The sequence below is a fragment of the Stenotrophomonas sp. NY11291 genome (assembly GCF_023277365.1).
GTDB classification, from domain to species: Bacteria; Pseudomonadota; Gammaproteobacteria; order Xanthomonadales; family Xanthomonadaceae; genus Stenotrophomonas; species Stenotrophomonas geniculata.
Genome location: NZ_CP096975.1, coordinates 4448789 through 4468361 on the forward strand (window position 1 = coordinate 4448789; position 19573 = coordinate 4468361).

The 19573-nt window shown below is 67.7% G+C and carries 15 protein-coding genes; 9 read left to right on the forward strand and 6 right to left on the reverse strand.

Translation table 11 applies throughout. The features are described from left to right. Positions 1-37: 37 nt before the first annotated feature. Together M1L61_RS20775 and M1L61_RS20780 are read right to left on the reverse strand one after the other, a co-directional pair. Positions 38-1336, reverse strand: coding sequence for an ATP-binding protein (locus M1L61_RS20775; protein WP_049413048.1), 1299 nt, complete (start codon positions 1334-1336; stop codon positions 38-40). Between the two features lie 32 nt (positions 1337-1368). Beyond that, on the reverse strand, positions 1369-2076 hold the full coding sequence (locus M1L61_RS20780) for a response regulator transcription factor (protein WP_049413046.1): 708 nt from the start codon (positions 2074-2076) through the stop codon (positions 1369-1371). Positions 2077-2181: 105 nt separating this feature from the next. Here M1L61_RS20780 and M1L61_RS20785 point away from each other — a divergent pair, with 105 nt between their 5' ends. The 3 genes from M1L61_RS20785 (at position 2182) to M1L61_RS20795 (ending at position 4682) form a co-directional block, all read left to right on the forward strand. Next, complete coding sequence (locus tag M1L61_RS20785; RefSeq protein ID WP_248854052.1) at positions 2182-3111, forward strand: aspartyl protease family protein; 930 nt, start codon at positions 2182-2184, stop codon at positions 3109-3111. Between the two features lie 67 nt (positions 3112-3178). Next, positions 3179-4342, forward strand: a complete 1164-nt coding sequence (locus M1L61_RS20790; protein WP_248854053.1) for a serine hydrolase domain-containing protein — start codon at positions 3179-3181, stop codon at positions 4340-4342. Between the two features lie 73 nt (positions 4343-4415). Continuing rightward, on the forward strand, positions 4416-4682 hold the full coding sequence (locus M1L61_RS20795; RefSeq protein ID WP_049413040.1) for a hypothetical protein: 267 nt from the start codon (positions 4416-4418) through the stop codon (positions 4680-4682). Positions 4683-4798: 116 nt separating this feature from the next. Here M1L61_RS20795 and groL read toward each other — a convergent pair whose 3' ends face one another. After that, positions 4799-6448 (reverse strand): chaperonin GroEL, encoded by a 1650-nt coding sequence (groL, locus tag M1L61_RS20800; RefSeq protein ID WP_005411226.1) that lies wholly within the window; start codon positions 6446-6448, stop codon positions 4799-4801. Between the two features lie 81 nt (positions 6449-6529). Then, on the reverse strand, positions 6530-6817 hold the full coding sequence (locus M1L61_RS20805) for a co-chaperone GroES (RefSeq protein WP_019338944.1): 288 nt from the start codon (positions 6815-6817) through the stop codon (positions 6530-6532). 351 nt (positions 6818-7168) lie between these two features. Between M1L61_RS20805 and M1L61_RS20810 the strand changes: the two genes are divergently transcribed. From M1L61_RS20810 to M1L61_RS20830, 5 genes are all read left to right on the forward strand, one after another. After that, positions 7169-8959: an endonuclease gene (locus tag M1L61_RS20810; protein WP_191863097.1), complete on the forward strand. Its 1791-nt coding sequence runs from the start codon at positions 7169-7171 to the stop codon at positions 8957-8959. 68 nt (positions 8960-9027) lie between these two features. Beyond that, the gene (gene cutA, locus M1L61_RS20815) at positions 9028-9366 is read left to right on the forward strand and encodes a divalent-cation tolerance protein CutA (RefSeq protein WP_010481118.1); all 339 of its coding nucleotides are present in this window, start codon (positions 9028-9030) and stop codon (positions 9364-9366) included. Next, complete coding sequence (locus M1L61_RS20820) at positions 9363-11720, forward strand: protein-disulfide reductase DsbD domain-containing protein (RefSeq protein ID WP_248854054.1); 2358 nt, start codon at positions 9363-9365, stop codon at positions 11718-11720. Before cutA ends, M1L61_RS20820 begins: the two co-directional genes overlap by 4 nt. Further along, positions 11717-12280 (forward strand): TlpA disulfide reductase family protein, encoded by a 564-nt coding sequence (locus M1L61_RS20825; RefSeq protein ID WP_248854055.1) that lies wholly within the window; start codon positions 11717-11719, stop codon positions 12278-12280. The genes M1L61_RS20820 and M1L61_RS20825 overlap by 4 nt, the downstream gene beginning before the upstream one ends. Positions 12281-12900: 620 nt before the next feature. After that, complete coding sequence (locus M1L61_RS20830) at positions 12901-15423, forward strand: sulfite reductase flavoprotein subunit alpha (RefSeq protein ID WP_126560193.1); 2523 nt, start codon at positions 12901-12903, stop codon at positions 15421-15423. 121 nt (positions 15424-15544) lie between these two features. Here the strand turns inward: M1L61_RS20830 and M1L61_RS20835 are convergent, their stop codons facing one another. After that, entirely contained in the window at positions 15545-18085 is a 2541-nt protein-coding gene (locus M1L61_RS20835; RefSeq protein WP_248854056.1) for a methyl-accepting chemotaxis protein, read from the reverse strand. 202 nt (positions 18086-18287) lie between these two features. On the opposite strand from M1L61_RS20835, the gene M1L61_RS20840 reads away from it, so the two are divergent. Beyond that, positions 18288-19127, forward strand: coding sequence for an arylamine N-acetyltransferase (locus tag M1L61_RS20840; RefSeq protein ID WP_248854057.1), 840 nt, complete (start codon positions 18288-18290; stop codon positions 19125-19127). Between the two features lie 65 nt (positions 19128-19192). Here the strand turns inward: M1L61_RS20840 and M1L61_RS20845 are convergent, their stop codons facing one another. Further along, on the reverse strand, positions 19193-19564 hold the full coding sequence (locus tag M1L61_RS20845; RefSeq protein ID WP_019338950.1) for a VOC family protein: 372 nt from the start codon (positions 19562-19564) through the stop codon (positions 19193-19195). Positions 19565-19573: the final 9 nt, after the last annotated feature.

The following is a 19573-nucleotide window of genomic DNA, read 5'->3' on the forward strand; positions in this document are numbered from 1 at the left end:
ATCGGGACATCTGATCCAGGCAAGCCGGGAAGGCGTTTCAGCAAGCGCTTCCCAGCAGCAGGCGCGCGATCAGTCCACCACCCTCCCGGTGCAGCAGCTGCAGTTCGCCCGCATGCCGCCGCGCCACGTTGGCGGCGACCGCCAGGCCCAGCCCGGCCCCACCCGTGGCGCGGCTGCGTGAGCTCTCGCTGCGCTGGAAGGGCTGCAGCAGGCGGGTGCGGTCGGCCTCATCGATGCCTGGACCGCGATCCATCACGTCAAGGTGCGCCACGTTGCCGCACACGGCTGCCCGCAGTTGTACCGCCCCCGCGTAGCGATCGGCGTTGTCGATGAGATTGTCGATCGCCCGTCGCAGCAGTAGCGCATCCCCCTGCCACCGCAACGTATCCGGCCCGTCGAAGGAGATGTCGATGCCCCGCAGCAGTGCGCTCTGCACGCACTCCTCCAGCAACACGGCCAGATCCAGCGGATGCATCTGCAAGGGCTGCAGCTCACCACGCGCGTAGTCGAGAACCTGCTCGATCATCGCGTCCATGCGCTCGATGTCGGCCACCATCCGCGCCGCCTGTTGCGGTGGCGCGAACTCCGCACGCAGGCGCAGGCCGGTCAACGGTGTGCGCAGATCATGCGCGACGGCGGCCAGCATGCGGGTCATCTCCTGCGCCTGTTCGTGCAGCCGCTCGCGCCCGGCACTGATCGCGCGGGCCAGAACCTGCACCTCGCACGGACCATCGTCCGGAAGCGGTGTACTGGCCTGCAGGTCCACGTTGGCGCTGGCCTCGGCCAGCCGCCGCAGGGGCCGGCCGAGGCGGATTGACGCCCATGCCGCCAGTGGTGCCAGCAGCACGGTTCCTGCCACCAGCGCCAGCACGACCTGCCGGCGCCATGCCGCCAGATCGCTGTGGTCGCTGCCCACCACCTGCCACCGACCATCTGCCTGGCGCACTGCCAGTTCGAACGGCGTCCACTGCATTGCGGTCAGCACCGCGACCTGTGCCTGCAACGCGTCCGCGCGCGCTTTGGCGTCAAGCACGGCCCCGCCTTCGATGACCTGCACCTCCGGCGCCTTGCTCCGCCTGCCCCAGACCAGCTTCACATGCTCCAGCGGCTGGCGCAGCTGCGCGGCAACCAGGTGGGTGAGCCAGTCATTGCTGGTGCCCTCCGGCGCAGACGCGCGGGTTTCGAGATGCAGGCCCAGCGCCGCGGCCGACCGTTCACCGCGCAATACCTGAATGGCTTGGTCCAGGCGCATCGGCGGCGGTGGCGGCCGCGGCATCCAGCCGACCACCGCCACACTGACCAAGGTGGCCAGCACCAGGCTTGCCAGCGCCAGCATCGCGATCCAGCGCGCGGTGGACCAGCGCGCCCTCACAGCACCTGCACCTCAGCGTCGAAGCGATAGCCTTCGCCGCGCAGCGTCTGTACCAGTGCCTCGGCACCCGGTGCGGCGTGGCCCAGCTTGCGTCGAAGGCGACTGATCGCCAGATCAACGGCGCGGTCGACGCTCTCGCTGTCCTCACCGCGGGTCAGGGACATCAGCTGCTCGCGCCCCAACACGCGCCCGGCGCGCTCGGCCAGCGCCAGCAGCAGAGCGAACTCGCCGCGGCTGAGCGCCAGTTCGCTGCCATCGGGTGCAAGCAGGCGGCGCTGATCGGGCAGCAATCGCCAGCCGGAAAAGCGCAGCTCGCTGGCCACCTGGGTACGCAGCTTGTCCTGGCGGCGTAGCAGGGCGCGGACCCGCGCCAGCAGTTCGCGTGGGTCGAAGGGCTTGGCCAGATAGTCATCGGCTCCCATTTCCAGACCGATCACCCGGTCCGGTGCTGTTCCCATCGCCGACAGCATCAGAATGGGGATGGCCCGCGCCTGCAGCCGGCGGCACACCGACAGGCCGTCCTCGCCGGGCATCATCCAGTCGAGCACGATCAGGTCCGGACGTTCGACTTGCAGCAGCACATCCAGCGCCGCCGCGTCGGCAGCCACTCGCACGTGGTAGCCATGCAGCAGCAGGCAGTCGGCAATGGCATCACGGATGCTGGCATCGTCATCGACAACGATGACCCGGGCGGGAGTGTTCATGCGGCCAGTATCGTGCAGGCGTGTATCAGGACGGTATCAACACCGATGTTCCGGTGATACGCCGCTGCGCGCCAATGGACCTCCGCATTCACTCTGGAGTTTCCTGTGCGCCTCACCTTGCTGCCCCTGTTTGCTGCCGCCTTCCCCACGCTGGCCGCCGACACCCCCGAACATGTGCTGCCGATGTGGATGCAGGGCGGCCACCCGACGGTAGCGCTCTCGCTGGATGGTCAAGCCGAGCCGCTGCGCTTCGTGGTCGACAGTGCAGCCGGGGCCACGCTCATCGATGGGCGTGTGGCACGCCGCTACGGCCTGGTCGATGGAAAGGCCGACGTTTCCACTGCCCAAGGCGCCAGTGCCTCGGGGGCACAGCTGAGGCGCACGCGCACTACCACCTGGCAGCTGGGTAGCTGGCAGCTGCGGGCCAGCGCACTGCAGGCTGATCTGGGGTCACTGTCCGGGGGCGACGACCCTGCCATCGACGGCCTCGTCGGCAACGACCTGACCGCGCGCTGGGACACCCGCTGGGACTTCGCTCGAGGTGAGCTATCGCTGTCGAGGACCGGCACTCTCCGCTTCGACGATGACAGCTGCCAGGCCAACGCGCTGCAGGACCGCACTGAAGGCCTGCGCGATTTTGGATTCATCACCCTCACCTTGGACGGAACGAACGTCGCCGCTGTTGCCGTGGTCGATACCGGCGCGGCGCAGACCGTACTCAACAATGCCGCCGCGCACGCGCTCGGGTTGCGTACTGATGGAAGCGATCCCCGCCTGCGCAAGCGAAGCAAGGGCACCGAAGGCCTCGGCGGCAAGCCGCACCCGACCTGGCTGTACACCCTGCCCGGCATGCGCAGCACCGCCTGGCAGCACCCGTCGATGGAGGTCCGCATCAGCGAACTGCCAGTGTTCAAGGCGATCGGCCTGGAGGGTCGGCCGGCGCTGATCCTTGGTGCGGATGCAATGCGTGGCGGCCAGGTGGACATCGGTGCCGGCGCGGCCCGGATCTGCCTGCGCCGGCCGCATGCCAGCTGACATCTGGCAATGACGCCAGCGGCAGCCTGGCGTAGCATCACCGTGCGCCCCACCAGGAGTTCCACGCATGTGCCGTGCCACCCTGATGTTGCTGACGCTGTTCCCGCTGGCCGTGCTGGCCGCGCCGCCCCCGTTACCCACCCCGGCCCACATCGACGCCGAAGCCCAGCGTCTAATGCTTGCCGCCCACGCGCGCGGCATGGCGCTGGCGGTGATCGATGGCGGCAAGGTAGTGCACGTGGCCGCCTACGGTGAACGCAACGCCGCAGGCGAGCCGCTGCGCACCGACACCGTGATGTACGCTGCGTCACTGACCAAGATGGCTTTCGGCCACCTGGTCGCACAGCTGGCGCAGGACGCGCGGATCGATCTGGATGCGAGCATCGCTACCGCCCTGGACAAACCGCTGCCGGACTATCCACCGGAACCGAAGAAGTACGCCGACTACAGCGTGCTGGCCGGCGATGCCCGCTGGCGCCAGCTCACCCCACGCCTGCTGCTCAACCATTCCAGTGGCTTTGCCAACTTCGGCTTCCTGGAGCCCGATGGGCGCCTGAAGTTCCACTTTGATCCGGGTAGTCGATATGGGTATTCCGGAGAGGGACTGATCCTGCTGCAGTTCGTGATCGAACGCGGGCGGCTGGGCGAGGATGTGGGCGCGTTGATGCAGCAGCGGGTGTTCGACCGCTTCGGCATGACCCGCACCAGCATGATGTGGCGCGAGGATTTCGCCGCCAACCTGGCCGATGGCTGGACGGCGGAAGGTGTGGCCGAACCGCATGATGAGCGCAGCCGCGTACGTGCGGCAGGGTCCATGGATACCACCATTGCCGACATGGCCCGCTTCGCCGCCGGTTACGTGCGTGGCGACGGGCTATCCGCACCGATGCGCAGGGAGCTGGTGCGGCCGCAGCTGCCCATCACCACGGCCAGCCAGTTCCCCACCCTGCAACCGGAGTTGCCGAAGGCGCAGCAACGCAAGAACCTGGCGGCAGGTCTGGGCGTGGTGACGTTTCTCGGCCCGCAGGGCGCAGGCTTCTACAAGGGCGGCCACGACGATGCAGTGGGCAACACGCTGGTATGCGTGGAGCAGCACCAGCGCTGCGTGGTGATCCTGGGCAACGATGTGCGGGCAGAGGCGGCCTTCCCGGCCCTGGTAGCGTTTGTGCTGGGCGACACCGGCGTGCCGTGGCAGTGGGAGTACGGCGCGGCGAAGGCGTTCGTCAGATGATCGAAGCGTTGCCGTTGCACACAGGTCCCGCAGTCGTGCAGCATGCAGACACGGACGCAATGCAGGAGACAGGATGAATCGCCCAGAGATCGATGCCATTGCCGAAGCGGTGTTGCAGCCGGATGCACGGCGCCTGCGCATCGCCGCACGCCATCGCCAGGCTGCACATCGGCAGCGGCGGCAGCGGGTGGGCGCCGGCGCCAGCCTGATCGGCATGGCGGCGGGCCTGCTGCTTGCGCCGATCACGGAGCTGCCGTGGGTACAGGGCATGATCGCGGGTGGCGCGCTGGCCCTGCTGGCGGCCCACCTGTGGCTGCAGCGGCGCGAGGGCCGCGCGTAGATACCCGCCTGGGAGCGGTATCCACGCATGGCGTGGATCTGATTCGATTCCGACCGGCCCCAAAAAAAAACCCCGCCTTCCGGCGGGGTTTTTCATTGCATCGGTAACGCGGGGACTTAGAAGTCCATGCCGCCCATGCCACCCATGCCGCCCATGCCACCGGCGCCGCCCATGGCCGGCTCGTCCTTCTTCGGAGCTTCGGCAACCATGGCTTCGGTCGTGATCATCAGGCCAGCGATCGAGGCTGCGTTCTGCAGCGCCGAACGGGTCACCTTGGTCGGGTCCAGGATGCCGAACTGCAGCATGTCGCCGAACTCGCCGGTGGCGGCGTTGTAGCCGAAGCTGCCGGTGCCTTCCTTGACCTTGTTGATGATGACCGACGGCTCGTCACCGGCGTTGGCAACGATCTCGCGCAGCGGGGCTTCCATCGCACGCAGGGCGATCTGGATGCCGTGGTTCTGGTCTTCGTTGGCGCCCTTCAGGCCGGCCAGCGCGGTGATCGCGCGGACCAGCGCAACGCCGCCGCCCGGAACCACGCCTTCTTCAACGGCCGCACGGGTGGCGTGCAGGGCGTCGTCGACGCGATCCTTCTTTTCCTTCATTTCGATTTCGGTCGAGGCGCCGACCTTGATCACGGCAACACCGCCGGCCAGCTTGGCCACGCGTTCCTGCAGCTTCTCGCGGTCGTAATCCGAGGAGGTGTCCTGGATCTGGGTCTTGATCTGCGCCACGCGTGCATCAACGTTGGCCTTGTCGCCGACGCCGTCGATGATGGTGGTGTTCTCCTTGGAGACCTGCACCTTCTTGGCGCGGCCCAGGTCCTTGATGGTGGCCTTCTCGAGCGACAGGCCGACTTCTTCGGAGATCACGGTGCCACCGGTCAGCACGGCCATGTCTTCCAGCATCGCCTTGCGACGGTCGCCGAAGCCCGGCGCCTTGACGGCCACGACCTTGACGATGCCACGGATGGTGTTGACGACCAGGGTGGCCAGCGCTTCGCCTTCAACTTCCTCGGCCACGATCAGCAGCGGCTTGCCGGCTTTGGCGACGCCTTCCAGCACCGGCAGCAGGTCGCGGACGTTGGAGATCTTCTTGTCGTGCAGCAGGATGAACGGGTCATCCAGGTCAGCGGTCTGCGACTGCTGGTTGTTGATGAAGTAAGGCGACAGGTAGCCGCGGTCGAACTGCATGCCCTTGACCACGTCCAGCTCGTTGTCCAGGCCCGAGCCTTCTTCAACGGTGATGACGCCTTCCTTGCCGACTTCCTTCATCGCGTCAGCGATGATCTGGCCGATCGACTCGTCCGAGTTGGCCGAGATGGTACCGACCTGGGCGATCGCCTTGTCGTCGGCGGTCGGCTTGGAGATGTTCTTCAGCTCGGCCACGGCGGCCGAAACGGCCTTGTCGATACCGCGCTTGAGGTCCATCGGGTTCATGCCGGCGGCCACAGCCTTAGCGCCTTCGCGGATCAGGGCCTGGGCCAGCACGGTGGCGGTGGTGGTGCCGTCGCCCGCGTCGTCGTTGGTGCGGGAAGCAACTTCCTTCACCATCTGCGCGCCCATGTTCTCGAACTTGTCAGCCAGTTCGATTTCCTTGGCGACGGAGACGCCGTCCTTGGTGATGGTCGGCGCGCCGAAGCTCTTTTCCAGCACGACGTTGCGGCCCTTCGGGCCCAGGGTGGCCTTGACGGCATTGGCGAGAACGTTGACGCCGCGCACCATGCGCGAACGGGCGTCTTCACCGAAACGAATATCCTTGGCAGCCATTGCGATTACCTCGATGTTTGCGCCGGGCCGGGCCCGGCGACGAAAAGGGATGTCTTACAGAAAAGCAGGTCGCGCCGAGGCTCAGCCGATGATGGCGAGCACGTCGTCTTCGCGCAGGACCTTGTACTCGACGCCTTCGCTCTTGTACGAGCTGCCGGCGTACTGGCCGTAGATGACCTTGTCGCCAACCTTCAGCGACGGCGCGCGCACGTTGCCGTTGTCCAGCGGCTTGCCCGGGCCGACGGCCACAACTTCACCCTTGGTGGACTTTTCCTTGGCCGAGTCGGGGATGACGATGCCACCGGCGGAGATTTCGTCGGCTTCGATCGGCTTGACCACAACGCGGTCGTGCAGCGGCTTGATGCTCATGAGAGACCTCTTAAGTTATTGATTGGTCTGAAAAAGTCCGGCGATGTTAGCAGTCACACCAGGCGAGTGCCAGCAACGCGCGTGAAAAAGCCCGACAAGTCGGGAGCACGACAGAGATGGAGACCTCCACAGGCCTTTCAAGGGCCGATCCCGAAATTTTTCTCGGGACCGGGAAACCTGCCTCCCTGCGTGGACGCCTGTATAGGGATGCAGTGCGGCAAGCCAAGGGGGCAAGGGGTGCTATTTAGTGATAGATGTCCCACTGTCAGATATCTGACGTTCATTTACGACAAAGTGTCACTGGATCGGCCTTAGGCTCGGCCGCGCATTCCCAATCACAAGGAGTAGTCGATGCGATTGCTGTCCCCGCTTGCCGCCGCCTGCCTGCTGGCGCTGGCCGCCGCGCCGGCCCAGGCCGAGGTCTTCATCAATGAACTGCACTATGACGACAGCACCGCCGCCGGTGACGTCGGCGAAGCGATCGAGGTCGTAGCCACCGCCGGTGAGGATCTGTCCGGCTACCGCCTCTACCTCTACAACGGCAGCAATCCTTCGGCCGCCACGGTCTACGCCAACAACCCGGTTCCGGCCGGCACCGCCGCCGGTTGCGGCAGCGCCACCCTGGCCGTGGTCAGCTACCCGACCAACGGCCTCCAGAACGGCCCGAACGACGGCATCGCCCTGGTCGATGCCAGCGGCAAGGTGGTCCAGTTCCTCAGCTACGAGGGCGCCATCACCGCCTCCGGTGGCCCTGCCGCCGGCATGACCAGCCAGAACATCCCGGTGGCCGAGACCAACAGCACCGCGCCGGGCACCTCGCTGCAGCTGACCGGCAGCGGCAGCCAGTACGCCCACTTCACCTGGGCCGAATCGGCCGGGCAGACGTTTGGCAGCTGCAACAACGGCCAGACCTTCAGCGGCGGCGGCACCCCGGGCCCGAACACGCCGCCGTCGGTCTCCACCACCACCCCGGCACAGGGCAGCAGCACCTTCCCGGCCGCGGCCGATCTCGAAGTGGTGTTCAGCGAAACCGTGAACCTGGCCAGTGGCGCATTCGCGCTGAGCTGCGGCACCTCCGGCAGCGTGCCGCTGACCTTCCCGGCCAGCGGCCGCAGCGTGAAACTGTCCACCAACACCGCGCTGGTGGCCGGTGAAGCCTGCCGCTTCGATATCCGCGCCGCGCGCATCACCGACCTGCAGGGCGCGCATCCGGCGGCCGACAGCCGCATCGCGTTCACCGTGGCCAGCACCGGCGGCAACCCCGACCCGGGCAATCCGGGTGTACCGGCCGGCTATTACTCAAAGGTCAACACCAGCAGCCCCAGCCAGTTGCGCTGCTCGCTGCACGCCACCATAAAGGGCCATACCGCCTATCCGTACAGCGGCTCGGGCACCAGCACCTGGACCATCCTGGAAATCGCCGACGAGGATCCGAACAATTCCGGCAGGATCCTGGATGCGTATCGCAACCGCAGCTACGCCAAGGTGACCGACCGCGCCGGCAGCGGCAGTGGCCTGAAGTACAACCGCGAGCACACCTGGCCGAACTCGCTGGGCTTTGCCACCACCACCGGTGACAAGGGCCTGCCGTACGCGCCGTATACCGACACCCACATGCTGTACCTGACCGACGCGCAGTGGAACGCCGACCGTGGCAACAAGCCGTTCGGCAAGTGCGACGCCAACTGCGGCGAGCGCGCCACCGAGGCCAACAACGGCCAGGGCGGCGGCAGCGGCGGTTACCCGGGCAACTCCAACTGGGTACGCACGCCGGACGGCAACACCGGCACCTTCGAGGTGTGGGGCAAGCGCAAGGGCGACATGGCGCGTGCGGTGCTGTACATGGCCATCCGCTACGAGGGCGGCAAGGATGCGGCGACCGGCCAGTCCGAGCCGGACCTGGAGCTGACCGACGACCGCAGCAAGATCGTCAAGACCAGCAGTTCGCCGGCCTACATGGGCCTGCTGTCCACGCTGATCGACTGGCACCTGTCCGATCCGCCGGATGATGCCGAACGTGCGCGCAATGACGTGATCTACAGCTTCCAGGGCAACCGCAATCCGTTCATCGACCACCCCGAGTGGGCGACCCCGGGCCTGTTCACCTCGGCCAAGCCGGCTACCTGCCAGCTGGCCAACTGACCGCGCAACGCAGCGGTCCACTGCCGCCGCCGGGCCCAGACCCGGCGGCGGCCCTATACTCGACGGTCATGTCGACCGTCGATCCCGTCCTGCTGCTGTTGACCACCTGCCCGGACCGGGCCAGTGCCGAGCGCATCGCGCACGCGCTGGTCGGCGAGCGCCTGGCCGCGTGCGTGACCCGCCTCGATGGCGCGCAGTCGACCTACCGCTGGCAGGGCGAGGTGACCACCGACGCCGAGTTGCAACTGCTGGTGAAGACCACCGCAAGCCGCGTCGATGACGCGATTGCCCGGATCGTCGAACTGCATCCGTATGAACTCCCGGAGTGCATCGCGGTCGAAACCCGGGCCGGCCTGCCGGCGTATCTGGACTGGATCCGGGCACAGACCCGGGAGGACACTGATTGAAGACTCTGTTTGCGCGTGGCGCCGCCTTGTGCGCCCTGATGTGGCTCTCGCTGCCAGCGTTCGCCCTGGATGAGAAGGACCTGCTGCCGGTGGACCAGGCGTTCGCGCTGACCGCCACCGCCCCCGAGCGCGGCCAGGTGCAACTGCAGTTCAAGATCGCACCCGGCTACTACCTGTATCGCCACCGCACCAGCGTCAAGGCTGATCCGGCGTTCAACGCCGGCGCGCTGCAGATGCCCAAGGGCGACAAGCACCACGACGATTTCTTCGGCGAAGTCGAAACCTATCGCGAACGCCTGCAGGCCACCCTGCCCGGCACGCCGACCGACGCCGCCGGCACCATCAGCCTGGAAGTGCGTTACCAGGGCTGCGCCGATGCCGGTGTCTGCTACCCGCCGCAGAAGCGCGTGGTGCAGGTCACCCTGCCCGGTAGCGGCGCACAGGCCGCGGCGCCGGCCACGCGTGCCGGCGCCACCAGCCCGTTCAACAACCCGCTGGCCGGTGCCGGCAACAGCGGCGGCCTGCGCCTGCCGGGTGCCGCCAGCAACAGCCAGGCGCTGCCGCTTCCTTCGGAGCAGGCGTTCGGCTTCGATGCCATCGCCAGTGACGGCAACACCCTGCTGCTGCGCTTCAGCCCGGCGCCGGGCTACTACCTGTATCGCGACCGCACTTCGGTGAAGCTGGACGGCAGCACCGGCGTGCTGGCCGACAAGCTGCGCTGGCCGGCCGCACAGTCGCATCGCGACGAGCATTTCGGCGATGTCTCGGTCTACTTCAACCAGGTGGAAGTGCCGCTGCCGCTGCGCCGCGCCGTCGCCGATGCGGTCGACAGCACCCTGGTGGTGACGTTCCAGGGCTGCCAGACCGATGGCATCTGCTACCCGCCGATGACCCGCCGGGTGATGCTGTCGATCCCGGCCGGCAAGATCAACGCCAGCACCGATCAGTCGCCGCCGCGCAACGAGGTGATCAGTCCGCTGCCTACCGCCAACGGCGCCCCGTTGCGCCTGCTGCCGACGGTGCCCAATACGGATGCCAGCACCCCGGTCGTTGCAGGCGCCGAAAACGGCAATGAGTTCGCTGCCGATGCGCGCGGTGACAACGCCCTGCGCACGCGCCCACCGGCGACCACGCCGAATCCGGACCGTTCGTTCGTTTGGGTGCTGCTGCTGGCCCTGGCCGGTGGCCTGGTACTGAACCTGATGCCCTGCGTGCTGCCGATCCTCTCGCTGAAGGTGCTGAGCCTGGCGCAGAGTGGCGAAAGCCCGCAGCGCGCGCGCAGCCACGCCCTCTGGTACACGTTGGGCGTACTGGTCGCGTTCGCGGTGATCGGCGCGTTGATGGTCGGCCTGCGCGCGATCGGCAACGCCGTCGGCATCGGCTTCCAGCTGCAGCACCCGGGCGTGGTGGCGGTGCTGGCCTACATCATGTTCGCGGTGGGCCTGAGCCTGTCCGGCGTATTCACCCTCGGCGGTGGTATCGGCAACCTGGGCCAGTCGCTGGCCAGCCGCAGTGGCCCGGCCGGGGACTTCTTCACCGGTGCGCTGGCCTGCGTGGTCGGCAGTGCCTGCGTCGGCCCGTTCATGGGCGGCGCGATCGCCTACGCGTTCATTGCCCCGCCGCTGAAGGCGATGACCGTGTTCCTGTTCCTCGGCCTGGGCCTGGCGCTGCCGTTCCTGCTGATCGGCTTCGTGCCGGCACTGGCGCGCCGCCTGCCCAAGCCGGGCCCGTGGATGGAGACGCTCAAGCACGTGCTGGCCTTCCCGATGTACGCCACCGCGCTGTGGCTGCTGTGGGTGCTGGGCAAGCAGCGTGGCGTGGACGGCATGGCGCTGGTGCTGGGTGGCCTGCTGCTGCTGGCCTTCGGCCTGTGGCTATTCGAGCGCAACCGCTGGACTGGTTCGCGTGCAGTGACCCTGCTCGGCGTGCTGCTGGCGATCGGTGCACTGGTTCCCGCCTGGGGCGTGACCCAGCTGGCACCGCCGGCACGCGCCGCACAGGCCGCCAGCGACAACGTGGTCGAGTACTCGCCGCAGTTGCTGGACCGCCTGCGCGCCGACAACCGCGTGGTGTTCGTGAACATGACCGCCGACTGGTGCGTGAGCTGCAAGGCCAACGAGCGCGCCGTGCTGTCGCGGCCGGAGTTCAAGGAACTGCTCAAGCGCACCAACGCGGTGTACATGCGCGGGGACTACACCAACGTCGATCCGCAGATCACCACGTTCCTGGAAGAGCACAAGGCCGTGGGCGTGCCGCTGTACGTGGTGTACGGCCCGGGCGCACCGCCGACCGTGCTGCCGACCCTGCTGACCCAGGCGGTGGTCGAGGAAGCGCTGCTGCGCACCGCACGATGAAGTGGCAACGGCCAGCGCTGCTGTGGACAGCGGTGCTGGCCGCCGGCCTTGGACTGTGGGCCGGGCATCGATTGGCTCCTGCGCCGGCTGCGCCTGAGGCCATGCCAGCGGCGCCCGCCGTTGCGGCTGCGGCACCCGCCTTGCAGGTTGGCGACAGCCTGCCCGCATTGTCGCTGCCCGATCTTGATGGCCGGTCGCTGGACCTGCGCCAGCACGCTGCCGGTCGCCCGCTGTTGATCAATGTCTGGGCCAGCTGGTGCGCTCCGTGCGTGGAAGAAATGCCGGAGCTTGCCCGCTTCGCCCATGCCCAGGGCGACAACGGCGTGCAGGTGCTGGGCCTGGCACTGGATACCCCGGAAGACGTGCGCGGTTTCCTGCAGCGTGTCCCGGTGGATTACCCGATCGTGATCGAGACCCCGGGGCCGCGCGATGCCAGCGTGCAGCTGGGCAATACACAGGGCCTGCTTCCCTACAGCGTGCTGTTCGATGCACAAGGGCGGCTGGTGAAGGCAAAGCTGGGACCATTCGCCCACGGCGAGATCGACAGCTGGGTGAAGTGAGGGGGGTTTTTGCAGGGCTTGCAGCCCTGCACCCGGCTCAATGCAACGCCAACAGCCAAAGCGAGCGTTCCGCGGGTTGGCGGGGCGATGTCGGAGTGCGGGGACGCTGCAAGTACGTCCCTGTAAGCTTGGCAGCCGCATCCATGCGGCTGACACCCCGCACTCCGACACCGCCCCACCTCTGACAGATCTTCGCGGCTGTTGGTAGGTGTCGACCTTGGTCGACACATCTGTCAGATATCGATATTCAGAACGGAATCAGACCCCGTGCCGACCAACGGTCGGCACCCACCAAAGCAGAACGCCGTTCCGACAGATCGCAGGAAACTGTCGAAGGCGGGGTGGGTCCGGTTGAGGGGGACGGCGCAAGTACGTCCCTGTAGCCTTGGCCACGGCATCCATGCCGCGGACACCCCCGCAACCGGACCCACCCCGCCAACCCACGGAAAGCCAGCTTTTGACGTTGACGTTGCTCCGGCTTGTAGCGGGTGCAGGGCTGCAAAGCCCTGCAACAAAACCCTCCTTGACCGTAGCCCGTCCGCCACGGAGAATTCCGCGACTAATTCTCATTTGCTGTTGCGCAGGATGCGGGCGGCAGCCTTCCTGGCCCTCCTCCTTCGATGTTCAAGAACGTCCTGTTCCAACTGCACTGGCTGCTGGGCATCACCGCCGGCGCCGTACTGGCCGTGATGGGCCTCAGCGGCGCCGTGCTGTCCTTCGAGGACGAACTGCTGCGGGCGGCCAATCCCGGTTTCGCCGAGATTGCCGAGCACCATGCCGACGGTCAGCTTCCGCTTGAACTGAGCGAGCTGGTGCCGCTGCTGCAGGCCGACAGTAATCGCCCCCTGCAGCGCCTGCGCGTGGATGCCACCGGGCTGCGGCCCTCGGTGGCACGCTTCGCCGGTGGCAAGGAACACTGGGTCTACTTCGATCCGTACAGCGGCGAGCGATTCAGCGCCCTGCGCGGGCAGGCGTTCTTCGATTTCGTCGAGGACCTGCATCGCCACCTCGCCGCCGGCGAGCGCGGCAAATGGATCACCGGCAGCTGTGCGATCGCCCTGCTGTTCTTCACCCTGTCCGGCCTCTATCTGCGCTGGCCGCGGCGCTGGTGGCACTGGCGCAGCTGGTTGGCGGTGGAATGGAAGCGCAGCGGCCGTGGCTTCCTGTGGAGCCTGCACTCGGTGGTCGGCACGTGGGTGCTGCTGATCTACCTGATGAGTGCGCTGACCGGCCTGTGGTGGTCCTTCGACTGGTATCGCAGCGCCGCCAACACCCTGCTTGGCGTCGCACCGGCCGCCAAGCACAAGATCGCCACCGGCGCCGCCCTGAACCTGGAACGCGTCGAAGCCACGCTGTACGCACTGCCCGGCGTGCGCACCGGCTACATCGACCTGCGCCTGCCGGAGAAGCCCGGGCAGGCACTGAATGTACGCGTGATGGCCGGTGATCCGTCGCAGCGCGGCGGCCAGCATGACCGCGCGCATGATCTGCTGCAGCTCGACCCAGGCACGGGTGCCACGCTCGATGCCCGCCCCTATGCACGCCAGGGCGTCGGCGCGCAGCTGGCCACCAGCGTGTTCGCGCTCCACTCGGGCAGCTACTTCGGCGTGCCCGGGCGTGTCGTGGTGATGCTCAGCAGTTTGGGCATGAGCCTGTTCTTCATCACCGGCTGGATGCTCTATCTGGACCGCCGACGCAGCCAGCGCGCTGCGCGTGGCCTGCGCCAGTCGCTGCCAGCAACGCCTGCCGATGGCGGTGGCACGCCGTGGCTGGTGGTGCATGCCAGCCAGAGCGGACTGGGCGAACAACTCGCATGGCGCGCAGCCGCGCAGCTGCAGGCATCCGGTCATGCGGTGCAGGTGCTGCCGCTGGCCCGCGTCGATGCCGTGCAGCTGGCACGCACCGCGCAGGCGCTGTTGGTACTGAGCACCTTCGGCGATGGCGAACCACCGGATGCGGCGCGAGGTGCTGCACGACGGCTGATGGCACAGACACTCGACCTGTCAGGCCTGCAGTTTGGACTGCTGGCGCTGGGTGATCGACAGTACCCGCACTACTGCGGCTTCGGCCGCCAGGTTGATGGCTGGCTGCTCGGCAACGGCGCGCGCCCGTTGTTCGACCGCATCGAAGTCGATGCCGCCTCGGTCGCGGCGCTGCGCCAATGGCAGCTGCAGCTGGGCGCGCTGACCGGCATCGCCACCGATGACAGCGTGCTGCCGGCGGCCACGCAGATGCATGAGTGGCGGCTGCTCGGCCGCGACCGGCTCAACCCGGGCAGCGTGGGCGGCGCCATCTGGCGCATCTGTCTTGCGCCACCGGCCGAGGTGCAGTGGCAGGCGGGCGACATCCTGCATATCGCGCCCCGGCACAACGCGCGGCATGCCAGCGCGGTGTTGAAGGCACAGGGGCTGGATCCGCTACAGCCGCTGCTGGTGGACGGCCACCCACGCACCCTGCTGGCGCTGGCCAGTGAACGCGAGCTGCCCGAGGCCGACGCCGCGCTGGCGGTGCAGGATCCGTGCCTATGGCTGGCCGGCCTGCCGATGCTGCCCGGACGCGAATATTCAATCGCCTCGTGCACCGAGGATGGCGCGGTGGAACTGGTGGTACGACTGGTGCACGACGACACGGGCCGCGCCGGGCTCGGCTCGGGCTGGCTGTCGCTGCATGCACCGATCGGTGCCAGTCTCGTCGCCCGCGTGCACCGCAATCCCGGGTTCCACCGCGTCGCCGGTGCACCGATGGTGCTGATCGGCAACGGCACCGGCATCGCGGGCCTGCGCAGCCTGTTGCGCGAAGCCGCGCATGCAGGCGAGGACGGGCACTGGCTGCTGTTCGGCGAACGCCAGCGCGCGCATGACTTCCTGTTCGCCGACGAGATCGAGGCCTGGCAGGCCAATGGTCATCTTGCGCGGGTCGACCTGGCGTTCTCGCGCGATGGCGACGGTGGCTATGTACAGGATCGCCTGCGTGCGGCGGCCGATGCCCTGCGCAACTGGATGCAGCGTGGTGCAGTCATCCACGTGTGCGGTTCGCTGCAGGGCATGGCCGAAGGCGTGGACCAGGTGCTGCGTGAAGCACTCGGTGATGAGGCGGTGGAAACACTGCTGGAGAACGGCCGCTACCGTCGCGACGTGTATTGATTCCTGCCAGCGCGCATTGGCCTGAGCCGAGCATGGGCTCGGCTCTACAGTGTGCCTGCAGCCGATGTAGAGCCGAGCCGACGCTCGGCTGATTCCCGGCCAGCCGACAAGGTACCGCAGGCTAGGCCGCCGCAGCGCGCGCCTGTGGCATCGACTGCAGACGGAACGCGCCCACCGCTTCCGCCAGCGCATGCACCTGCGCCTGCATCTGCGCTGTCGAAGCACCCGCCTCTTCCACCAGGCTGGCGTTGCGCTGGGTACTGGCTTCCATCTGCACGATGGTCTGGTTCACCTGGGCGATGCCGGCATGCTGGTCCTGCGACGCGCTGCGGATACCGGCCAGCAGATCCGCCAGTTGCTGCACGCTGCCGACAATCTCGCCCATCGTGGTGCCGGCCTGTTCGGCCTGCTGGTTGCCCTGGCCCACACGCGCCACCGAATCCTCGATCAGGCCCTTGATCTGTTTGGCCGCCTCCGCGCTGCGTTGTGCCAGCAGGCGCACTTCTGCGGCCACCACGGCGAAGCTGCGGCCCTGCTCACCCGCGCGCGCGGCTTCCACCGCAGCATTCAACGCGAGGATGTTGGTCTGGAAAGCGATGCCATCGATCAGCTGGGTGATGTCGCCGATCCGTCGCGAGGCCTCGCTGATGCCCTGCATGGTCGCGACCACCTGGCCAACGGCCTCGCCACCGCGCTGGGCCACTGCCGCCGCGCCCTTGACCAGCACGTCGGCACGGCCCGCGGCATCAGCATTGCGGCCAACGGTATCGGTCAGCTCGTGCATCGACGCCGCCGTCTCTTCCAGGTTGGCCGCCTGCTGTTCGGTACGCTGCGACAGGTCATGGTGACCGGCAACGATCTCGCCAACGCCGGCATCCAGGCTGGACGTGGCGTGCTGGATGCGGGTGACGATGCGGCCCAGTTGCGCGACGGTGGCGTTGGCATCGTCGCGCATGCGTGCGAACACGCCCTGCAGCTCACCTTCCATGCGCACGCTGAGGTCGCCGCGGGCCAGCGCGGCCAGAAGCGCCTGCAGATCGCCGAGGTTGGTCTCGAAGGTGGTCAACAGGCGATTGATGCTGGTCGACAACGTACGCACAAAGCCCTGCTTTCCCTCCAGCGCGATGCGCCCGTGCAGGTCGCCGTGCGCGGCGGCGTCGACCAGTGCGGCCACTTCGGTTTCCAACAGGGTTTCCAGCGCACGGCTGCGCCACTCCACCGCCACACCAAGGAAGTGACCTTCGTCGATGATGGCGTTGGCAATCAGCTGGTAGCGCACCCCTGCATGGCCGATCTCGCGCTCCTCGCGCTGGCGCACACCGGCCAGGCTGGCCAGTGCCGGATGCAGGCGCACCGCATCGCTCGCCACCAGATCTTCAACCTGGAGGTCAAGCTGCTCCAGCAGCGCCGGATTGGCGTAGGCGACCTGCCCTTCCGCATCAATCACCATCAGCCCGGTCTGCGCGCTGTCCAATGCCTGGCGCACCCGAGTATTGCCGCGCGCCACGGCACGCTCGGTCTCGATGCGCGCACGCAGGCGCTGCTGCATGTCGACCAGGCGCTGGGCCAGCTGGCCGATCTCATCATTGGCGTTGTAGACGCGCAGGGTGGTGTCGAGGCGGTCGTCAGCGATATCGCTGGCGAAACGCAGGGTGTCCTGGATCGGCTGGCGCACCGCACGCAGCACCAGCATCAGGCTGGTGATCAGCACGCCGGCCACCAGCAGCAGGGTCAGTGCGAACAGCACGCTCATCGTGCGTGCGCCGGCCTGCTGGCGCGCCTGCGCCGTGGCCAGCGCCGCCACCTGCGCCTGCTGGAAGGCGGCCAGCGCCGGTGCTACGCCCGCAGCGGTATCCAGCAGCGACTGCGCTTCCACATCCAGGCCGACGCGGGCAGCGGTATACCCCAGCAATGCGGCCTGATACGCCTCCATCCCGGTGCGCAGGGTGTCCTGCGCATCTGCGGGAAGGCCCGCCAGCGCGAGGTCGAACGGCAGCTTTTCCTCGCTGGCGCGGTCGGCGTGAGTGGAGTCACCGTCGAGCAGCAGCAGTGCCTCCTGCCTTCGCATCTTCTGCAGTGACAACGCCAACGACGGCCGCTGCAGCGCATCCACCTGTACCTGCAGGGTATCGGCGGCCTGCTGCAGCTGCGCGGCGAGGCCGGCATCACCACGACCCATCTCGTCGACACGTTCGAACAGGGCGACCACACCCTGCGAGAACGCGTCGGCGGCTTCGGTCAGCGCCTGCAGGGCCTTGCGCCGGCCAGTATCCATCGGCGTCGCGCGCAGCGCCTGCAGATCGACCTGCAGTGCCTTCTGCGTGGCCAGCAGCTGCGCGCGGTCGGCATCATCGAAACTGCGTGCATACTGGGTCTGCAGGCGACGCGCTTCGGCCACCCGCGTGGACAGGCTGGCGGCCAGATCGCTGCCGCGCTGGTAGCTGGCCTGGCTGCGCGCAGCCAGTGCGTTGGCATGGCCGGTCCAGGCGTAGACAGCGGCGATCGCGACCAGGCCCAGGCCACAGACCCACAGGGTCGCCTTGAGCTTGTTGGCCACGCTGAGCCGATGCGGCTGCAGCCAGCGCAGCAGGCCGGGGGACGCCGAGTGCAACGCGGCAAGGCGCGTGCGCAGGGACCGGAGGTGGGGGACAACGGCCGACATGACAGACTCCAGGCGGAAAGACGCACCTGTATCGGCCGGATTCAGGGCAACTTTAGCGCCTTCTTCGTCCGGGTCCCCCCGTCGCGGGTGGACGCGGCCTTTGTACAGGGTGCAAGCGACGGGGGCATGACACGGGCGCCGCGCTTGACCTCAACCCCGGTTGGGGGAGCACAGTGGACGTTCCTCCCCGCCCGGTGCCTCCATGACGACGCTCGATATCCCCCGCTACCTGCAACGCCTGCAGCTGGATGCGCCGCCACCGCGGACCCTGGCCGGCCTGACCCTGCTGCAGCAGCGCCACAACGCACTGCTACCCTTCGAGACCCTCGGCTGCCTGCTGCGCGACGCGGTGCCGATCGACCTGGACAGCGTGCAACGCAAGCTGCTTGACGACCGCCGCGGTGGGTACTGCTTCGAACTCAATGGCGGCCTGCTGGCCCTGCTGCAGGCACTGGGCTTTGATGCGCAGCCGCTGAGTGCGCGCGTGCTGCTGGCAGCGCATGACGGCGAACTGACCGCGCGTACCCATCTGCTGCTGCGCGTGCATGTGGATGGGGACGACTGGCTGGTGGATGCCGGTTTCGGCAGCCTGACCCCGACCGTGCCGCTGCGGCTGCACGATGCGCAGCCGCAGGCCACGCCGCATGAGCGCTATCTGCTGCAGCGTCTGCCTGACGAGGGCGACTTCGTGCTGTCATCCGAATCCAGCGACGGCTGGCGGGCGATGTACCGCTTCGATCTGCAGGCGCCTGCACCGATCGACAACGTGGTGGGCAACTGGTACGTATGCACCCACCCCGATTCCAGCTTCCCGGGCCAGCTACGCGTGTCGCTGACCGGACCGGACTGGCGCCGCACCATCGGCAGCGGCAACTACACCGAGTACCGCCCCGGGCAGGCGCCGGACAAGCGCCCGCTGCATGATGTGGGTGATGTGCGTGACGTGCTGCAGCAGCGCTTCGGCATGCAGCTGCCGGACGACCCGCGACTGGACCCGGCCATCAATGACTGGCTGCAGCGCTCGCGCGCCGCGACCTTGTAGGGCCGAGCCCATGCTCGGCTGAGCTGGAGCGGCTGGGCCAACAGCAGCCGAGCGTGGGCTCGGCTCTACAGAGCTGCGCGCGCCTGCAGCGCAATGCGGTTGCCTTCGCTGTCGCGGATCTCGGCCACACGCCAGTCACCCGCGTCGGCCGGGCCGAAGCGCAGCTCAGCTCCCGATTGCAGTGCACGGTCGAGGCTCGCATCCAGGTCATCGACGCCGATGTAGATGCGGGCGCCCTGCTCGGAGGGCCGGTAGTCCGCGCCGTGCACCAGCGCAATGCTGGCACCGGCGGCGTCATCGGAGAACGGCAGGTAGGCCATCCGGCAGTCGTGCAGCACGATAGGTTCGTCCACCGCGACCTGCAGCCACCGCTGGTAGAACGTGATGGCCCGGTCCAGGTCACTGGCCGGGATTTCCACATGCAGGATCGGGTTCACTGGCACGCC